The sequence below is a fragment of the Saccharibacillus deserti genome (assembly GCF_013618475.1).
Taxonomy (GTDB): domain Bacteria; phylum Bacillota; class Bacilli; order Paenibacillales; family Paenibacillaceae; genus Saccharibacillus; species Saccharibacillus deserti.
On the sequence record NZ_JABJVN010000006.1, the window covers coordinates 310,684 to 316,854 of the forward strand.

Genomic DNA, 6,171 nt, shown 5'->3' on the forward strand with positions numbered 1-6,171 from the left:
GAATTAATTAACAATCTTTTTTCTGCAAAAAGCACTTATTCATCGAACAGGGGTTGGAGAAAAATGAAAATCGATCAAACACGGAAAAAAGCTTCTTGGGGAACGGGACGCGTGGGGCTGATGCTGCTTACGGCGGCGATCGGCGCTGCGCTTGCGGGCTGCGGCGGTCCGCCGGGCGCGGGTACGGCCGGAGCGGCGGATGCCGCGGGGCAGCCGGATACGGAAACGATCACGTTGGGACTGCTGCCGTCGATCGACGCCATTCCTTTTATCGTGGCGCACGAGCAGGGCTTCGACAAGCAGCAGGGCGTCAATCTCGATATTCAGACGTTCAAGAGCGCGAAAGACCGCGATGTCGCTTTCCAGGCGGGCAAAGTCGAAGGCTTGAGCGCCGATCTGGTCGCAATCTCGGTCTATAACGAAGCGGGCCAGGATGTGAAGATCACAAGCACGACGTTCGGCGAGTTCGATCTGCTGACCGGAAACACGGATGTCGCAAGCGTATCGGATCTGAAAGGCAAAACGGTCATTCTGTCCAAAAACACCTCGACCGAATATACAATGGCGATGATGCTCGAGCAGGCGGGGCTGACGGAAAACGAGGTTACGATTACCGAAGTGCCGCAGATTCCGACCCGCCTTGAACTGCTCAAGAACGGCAAGGCGGACGCGGCGGTGCTGCCGCAGCCGTTCGTGACGATGGGCCGGGAAGCGGGGCTTGCCGTTCTGGGCTCGACGCGGACCGCGAAGATCAATCCGTTCGTGCTGGCTTTCCCGCAGGGCGTGATCGACGCAAAGGGCGAAGCCATTCGCGGCATGTATGCCGCTTACGATCAGGCGGTCGACTATATGAAGAATCACGATCAGTCCGAATACATCGATCTCATTATCGAAGAAGTCGGTTATCCCGATACGCTCAAGGATCAGATCGAAGTGCCGGAGTACGTTCCGGCCAGCCAGGCCGATCCGGAACAGGTGAATTCCGCCCTGGATTGGGCCCGGGAGAAAGGGCTGCTGAAGCGGGATATTCAAGCCGCCGACGTCATGTCGGATGTGCAGTTCAAATAAAGCATCCGGATATCGGAAAAAGGGGGAGAAGGGGATGATCGACCAAGCGGCTGCTGCCCGGCAAGCGCAAGGGGAGCGCATCCCGGGCGCGGGCTTCGCCGCCCGGGGCTTTACCGCCGGCTACGGCGGCGTTCCGGTTATCGGCCCGCTCGGCCTGGATCTGCCCGAGCCCGGCATCTACACCGTGCTGGGCCCTTCCGGCAGCGGCAAATCGACGCTGCTGCGTGCCGCCGCGGGACTGCTGCCGGATTTCGGCGGCAGTCTTGCCCTGGGCGGCCGTCCGCTCGGCGGCGGACGCAGAGCCGGCGGTGCCGCAAACGGGCAGGCCGCCGTGCGCGTCGGCTTCGTGCCGCAGAACTACGGGCTGCTGCCGTGGCAGACGGCTATTCGAAACGTCCGCACCGCGCTTCGCATCGCGCGCCCGGAAGAGCCGCGCGCCGTGCGCGAAGAAGCCGCCGCCCGCTGGCTTGAGCGGGTAGGCCTGGGCGGCCTGGAACGCCGCTATCCGCGGGAGCTGAGCGGCGGACAGCAGCAGCGCGTCGCGATCGCCCGAGCTTTCGCGGTGCGCCCGGACCTGCTCTTGCTGGACGAGCCGTTCTCCGCGCTCGACGCCGTCACGCGCGAAGGACTCCAGCGCCTGCTGCTCGGCAGCTGGCGCGCCCAGCCTTCGACCATGCTGTTCGTCACCCACGACGTGGAAGAAGCCGTGCTGCTCGGCCGCAGGATCCTGCTGCTGCCCGGAGGCGCCCGGACAAGTGACGATAGGAATCGTGCGGAAGCTTCATCGTATAAGGGAGGTCTGCTGCAGATCGACAACGAAGCGCTTGCCGAGCTGCCGTTCGAAGACAAACGCGACAGCGATAAATTTCAGGAACAGACCCGGACTTTGCGCCGTCTGCTGCGGGAAGGATGGGAAGCGACCGATGAACCCTAATTCGGGCCGATTCGTTCTGCGTCTGTTGGCCGTATTCGCCGCGCTGCACGTATTATGGGCGCTTCTGTCGGCACTGCTGCACCGCGATATGCTGCCTTCGCCTCTGGCCGTATACCGGGCCTTGTTCGTGCTGGACGGCGCTGAAACGCTGCTTCATATCGGCACCAGCCTGGGGCGCGTCTTCGCCGGAATCGGCCTGGCGCTGATTCTCGGTCTGCTGCCCGGCCTGCTGATGGGACGCTCCCCCCACTGGAACCGGCTGCTAGATCCGGTTGTCTATCTGACCTATCCGGTCCCGAAGATCGCGCTGCTGCCGGTGGCGATGCTGTTTCTCGGCCTCGGGGAAGCATCGAAGATCGTCATGATCGCTCTTATTCTGGTCTTTCAGATCGTCATCTCGGTCCGTGATGGGGTCAAAGCCATTCCGGCCCATACCTACGACGTATTGACCAGTCTGGGAGCGGGGCGGATGGAACGTTTCCTGCACGCGACGCTGCCGGGCGCCCTGTCGTCCCTGCTCAGCACCCTGAGAATTTCGCTGGGTACGGCGTTCTCCGTGCTTTTTTTCACCGAAATTTACGGCACCGAGCACGGGATGGGCTATTTTATTATGGATGCCTGGCTGCGTCTCGATTACGCCGATATGTATGCGGGGATCCTGCTGTTCAGCGCGGTCGGCTTCGCGTTGTTCCTGCTGGTCGACCTGATTGAGCACCGTTTCATGAAATGGCGGGGATAAGGCGGATATCGTCCGTCTATTCCATAAAGGCAGAAAAAAAGCGGAGGCCTTGCGCCTCCGCTTTTTCCTGCGGCCGTTCGTTATCTGCGGCAGGTCAGCCGTGTCTTGTAGCGACCGGAATCCAGATCTCGCTGCGGTAATCCGCTGCGCTCTGATCGCGCTGTTCGTTCCACAGCATCTCCGGTCCTTCGGCCTGCTGATAACCGGACGACGGGAACCATTCCGAGTAGATCCGTCCCCACGTCTCCTGCAGCGCTTTCGGGAACAATCCGACCGCTTCGAATACGGCCCAGCTCGAAGCGGCCACTTCCAGCGAAGCGAATCCCGCGGGAGCGGGCCGTGTCGTTGCGGCGCCGATGTAATGATCCAGGCCGCCTTTTTCCTGCATTCGCTCTTCCGAGAAGTTCGTCGAAGCGCTGACGATCCCGCCCGGCTCCGTATTCGACAGCTGCTTCATTCTGCCGATCTTCTCCGCATCCAGACTCTGCCACATCTCCGCAATATCCGGATTCACTCCGTGAAAGACGATCGGGACCCGTTGCATAAGCCCTACGATCCGAAAAGCTTCTTTTTCCACAATTCGATAATTCATCCGTTCTCCTCCTTCGATCGTTAACCGGAAGGTCATGGGCGGATAAGCTTTGAGTTCGGCTCCCCGGCGGCGCGCTTCCGACGGTGTCATGCCGTGCAGCTGCCGGAATGCCCGGGCAAAAGAATCGGCCGAATCGTAACCGTACCTGAGTGCGAGGTCGACGACTTTCGCATCTCCCGTCTGCAGTTCGAACGCGGCCGCCGTCAGGCGTCTGCGCCGGATATGTTCCGCAAGCGTCACCCCCGCAAGAAAAGAAAACATCCGCTTGAAATGATGCTCCGAGCACAGCGCGATCCGGGAGGCTTTTCCCAGATCGATCTTGCCGTCCAGATTGCGTTCGATATAGGCCATTGCTTCGTTCATGCTGTCGAGAATATTCACCTCATTCCCCTCCTTGTCGTTTAAGATACCGGAATTTTGACGCCGCCGCCCGACCTTTTGCGTTCAGGTTTGGCCGCAGGGTCTTGGGCCCGTAAGTCGGCCTGTATATTTTTTGTAGATGTGCGCCTGTTACCTTTGTGAAGAAAGCGGCATAGATATGCTGAAAGCTTTTTATACAAAAGGCAGGGAGATGGCAAAGGTGTTGAAAATGAAAGATACAGCAGGTCCGGGCAAAAAGATCCGACTCGCGTTGGCGGGGGTGCTGGCGGCCGGAAGTTTGGCGGGAGTCGGACCGGGAAGCGGCAGCGCGTCCGCGGCCGGATCGCAAAATGCCGGCGTATCGGTGACCGAGAATGTCTACGCGGGCGGAGTCCGGGCGGGACTGCTCTCATGGGTGGACCTGGCGCAGAGCTCGTCACAGCTGCAGGGGCAGACGATCGGGAAGCTGCAGGATCTGGCTGCGCCGTTCGAGTGGACGGCTGCGGGAACCGTGACTTACGATGCGTCCGTTCTGAATTTCAATCCGGCTTATAAAGGCTACGGTTATTTCTATGTCCCCGAATCTTCGGGATTCAAGAGCGGCATTACGGATACGGTCGAAGTATTCTCCGTACAGGCCACGGTATCGGAGGATGGCAACGGGTACCCTTGGGAAATCGGAGGGACCTATTCTTCGGCAGGCGCCCGGTATATTCCTTCCGAGCTGCGTTCTTATTTTGGTTCCAACAAATCCCGCAACCTCAATATCGCCCAGCATGATTTAAAAGAGGCGAATATCTTGAATATGCGCAGCATGCCGGGCGAGTGGGCTGCGGAGATCACCGGGGACCAGATCGAGCTGGACACGAACAACTCCGTCAATTTCAATAGCCAGGTTCCGACCACCAAAGCCTACTATTTCGGAGCTGCCCATAACCAGGTACTGAGAGGCAGCATCTCCGAAATGCTTGTCTTCAACCGTAAGCTTACGGACAACGAGCGCGATCGGGTCAACAGCTACCTGGCTATCAAATACGGAATTACCCTGACGGGCGACGATCTTGAAAATGTGGATTACATCGCAAGCGACGGAAGCCCGATCTGGGATGCCGATGACAACACGGGCTATGGATACCGGATCACGGGGATCGGCCGGGATGCGCAGAGCGGACTGAATCAGAAGCAGTCCAAGTCGCAGAATAACGGGGCGCTTGTCACGCTGGCACTGGGGGAGAGCGTAGCGGCATCGAACAAAGACAACGCGGAGAGCGTGACGAATCCCCAGTCGTTCCTGACCTTCGGCGATAACGGCAAAGCGGCCGCTTATACCGGTACGGTCGCGGACCCGCAGACCGGCAGTTTCCCGGTGATGGAGCGCACGTTCAAAGTGGAAAGAACGGATTGGGTCGATCAGACGGTTACGCTGGATCTGGATCTCGCGCAATCCGCATCGCCTTCCGAGCGGTATTATCTGGTCACAAGCGCAGATGAACATTTTGCCGGTGCCCGGTTCTACCCGCTGGACAGCGACGGCCGAGTCTCGCTGAACAGCGGCGAACTGCCGGACGGAAGTTTCTTCACGTTCGCCCATGTCGACAAAACGGCTCTGGCGGCGCGGGCTTCCGCGATCGACGGCGGACTGTCCGGCGGTACGCTGAAGCCGGATGATTACACGGCAGACAGCTGGAGCATGCTGCAGACGAAACTGAACGAGGCCAAGACGGTCCTGTCGAATGACCGGGCTTCGCAAAGCGCAGTCGATCGGGCTCTGCAGGAATTGTCCGAAGCTTACGACGCATTGGAACCGGCAGGAGTGAAATTCGAACGTGCCGTGCTGGAAAAAGGTCTTTCCGGTTCGCGTCTTGTCGTCACTCTCGACCGCGGAGTCGAATTCGACGGAGTGCCCGCGGGCTTTACGGTTCGGATCGGCGGGCAGGATATTCCGGCCGAACAGCTGAACATCACGGTGGATCCCCAGGATCCGAAGCGGGTTCTGATCGGACTTCCTTCCGGTCTGGATCTGTCGAATATCGATACGGCCGGGGTCTCTTACGATTCGACGGCGGGCAATCTGCAAGGGCTGAACGGAGTGCCTGCATCGAGTTTCGATGAACAGGCGGAGAGCGGCCTGGGAGCTTCGTTGAACATCGCGCAGCCGGATACCGTTACGGGTGTCGTGTACGGCGGAGAGCCGGCGTTTGCCGGCAGTGTCGATCCGGAAGTTGATTCGCTGACGGTCGCAATCCGCGACGCCCAAGGCAATCCAGTCGACGGTGCCGGCGGCCAAGCGCTCATCGATCCTTCCGGAAGCTGGACCTACACGTCGGATCAGCCGCTTGCTCCGGGCACTTATACGATCGTCGTGACGGCTGTAAAAGGCGGTGAGACTGCGGTCAAGACCCGCACGTTCACCGTCGTCGACAAAACGGCTCTCCAGCAGCGTCAGGACGCGATCATCGGCGAGAACCTGAACGGTTC

At 59.8% G+C, this 6,171-nt stretch carries 5 protein-coding genes; 4 read left to right on the forward strand and 1 reads right to left on the reverse strand.

Annotation, left to right across the window (positions count from 1 at the left end; all coding sequences use genetic code 11):
• Positions 1–63 precede the first annotated feature (63 nt).
• The 3 genes from HOP44_RS16610 to HOP44_RS16620 are packed head-to-tail and all read left to right on the forward strand — an operon-like array spanning position 64 to position 2,741.
• The gene (locus HOP44_RS16610; protein WP_172255288.1) at positions 64–1,068 is read left to right on the forward strand and encodes an ABC transporter substrate-binding protein; all 1,005 of its coding nucleotides are present in this window, start codon (positions 64–66) and stop codon (positions 1,066–1,068) included.
• 34 nt (positions 1,069–1,102) lie between these two features.
• A complete protein-coding gene (locus HOP44_RS16615) occupies positions 1,103–2,002 on the forward strand; it encodes an ABC transporter ATP-binding protein (protein ID WP_172255290.1) in 900 nt (299 codons plus the stop codon).
• Entirely contained in the window at positions 1,992–2,741 is a 750-nt protein-coding gene (locus HOP44_RS16620; RefSeq protein WP_172255292.1) for an ABC transporter permease, read from the forward strand. Before HOP44_RS16615 ends, HOP44_RS16620 begins: the two co-directional genes overlap by 11 nt.
• Positions 2,742–2,835: 94 nt before the next feature.
• Here the strand turns inward: HOP44_RS16620 and HOP44_RS16625 are convergent, their stop codons facing one another.
• Positions 2,836–3,714 (reverse strand): GyrI-like domain-containing protein, encoded by an 879-nt coding sequence (locus tag HOP44_RS16625; RefSeq protein WP_172255294.1) that lies wholly within the window; start codon positions 3,712–3,714, stop codon positions 2,836–2,838.
• Between the two features lie 208 nt (positions 3,715–3,922).
• Here HOP44_RS16625 and HOP44_RS16630 point away from each other — a divergent pair.
• Positions 3,923–6,171 (forward strand): DUF8202 domain-containing protein (locus HOP44_RS16630; RefSeq protein ID WP_246369889.1); only part of this gene is annotated, 2,249 nt, incomplete at its 3' end.

Excerpts from the sequence above, each read along its gene's own strand:
- HOP44_RS16610 (WP_172255288.1), top strand. The coding sequence starts at position 64 with ATGAAAATCGATCAAACACGGAAAAAAGCTTCTTGGGGAACGGGACGC.
- HOP44_RS16615 (WP_172255290.1), top strand. The coding sequence starts at position 1,103 with ATGATCGACCAAGCGGCTGCTGCCCGGCAAGCGCAAGGGGAGCGCATC.
- HOP44_RS16620 (WP_172255292.1), top strand. The coding sequence starts at position 1,992 with ATGAACCCTAATTCGGGCCGATTCGTTCTGCGTCTGTTGGCCGTATTC.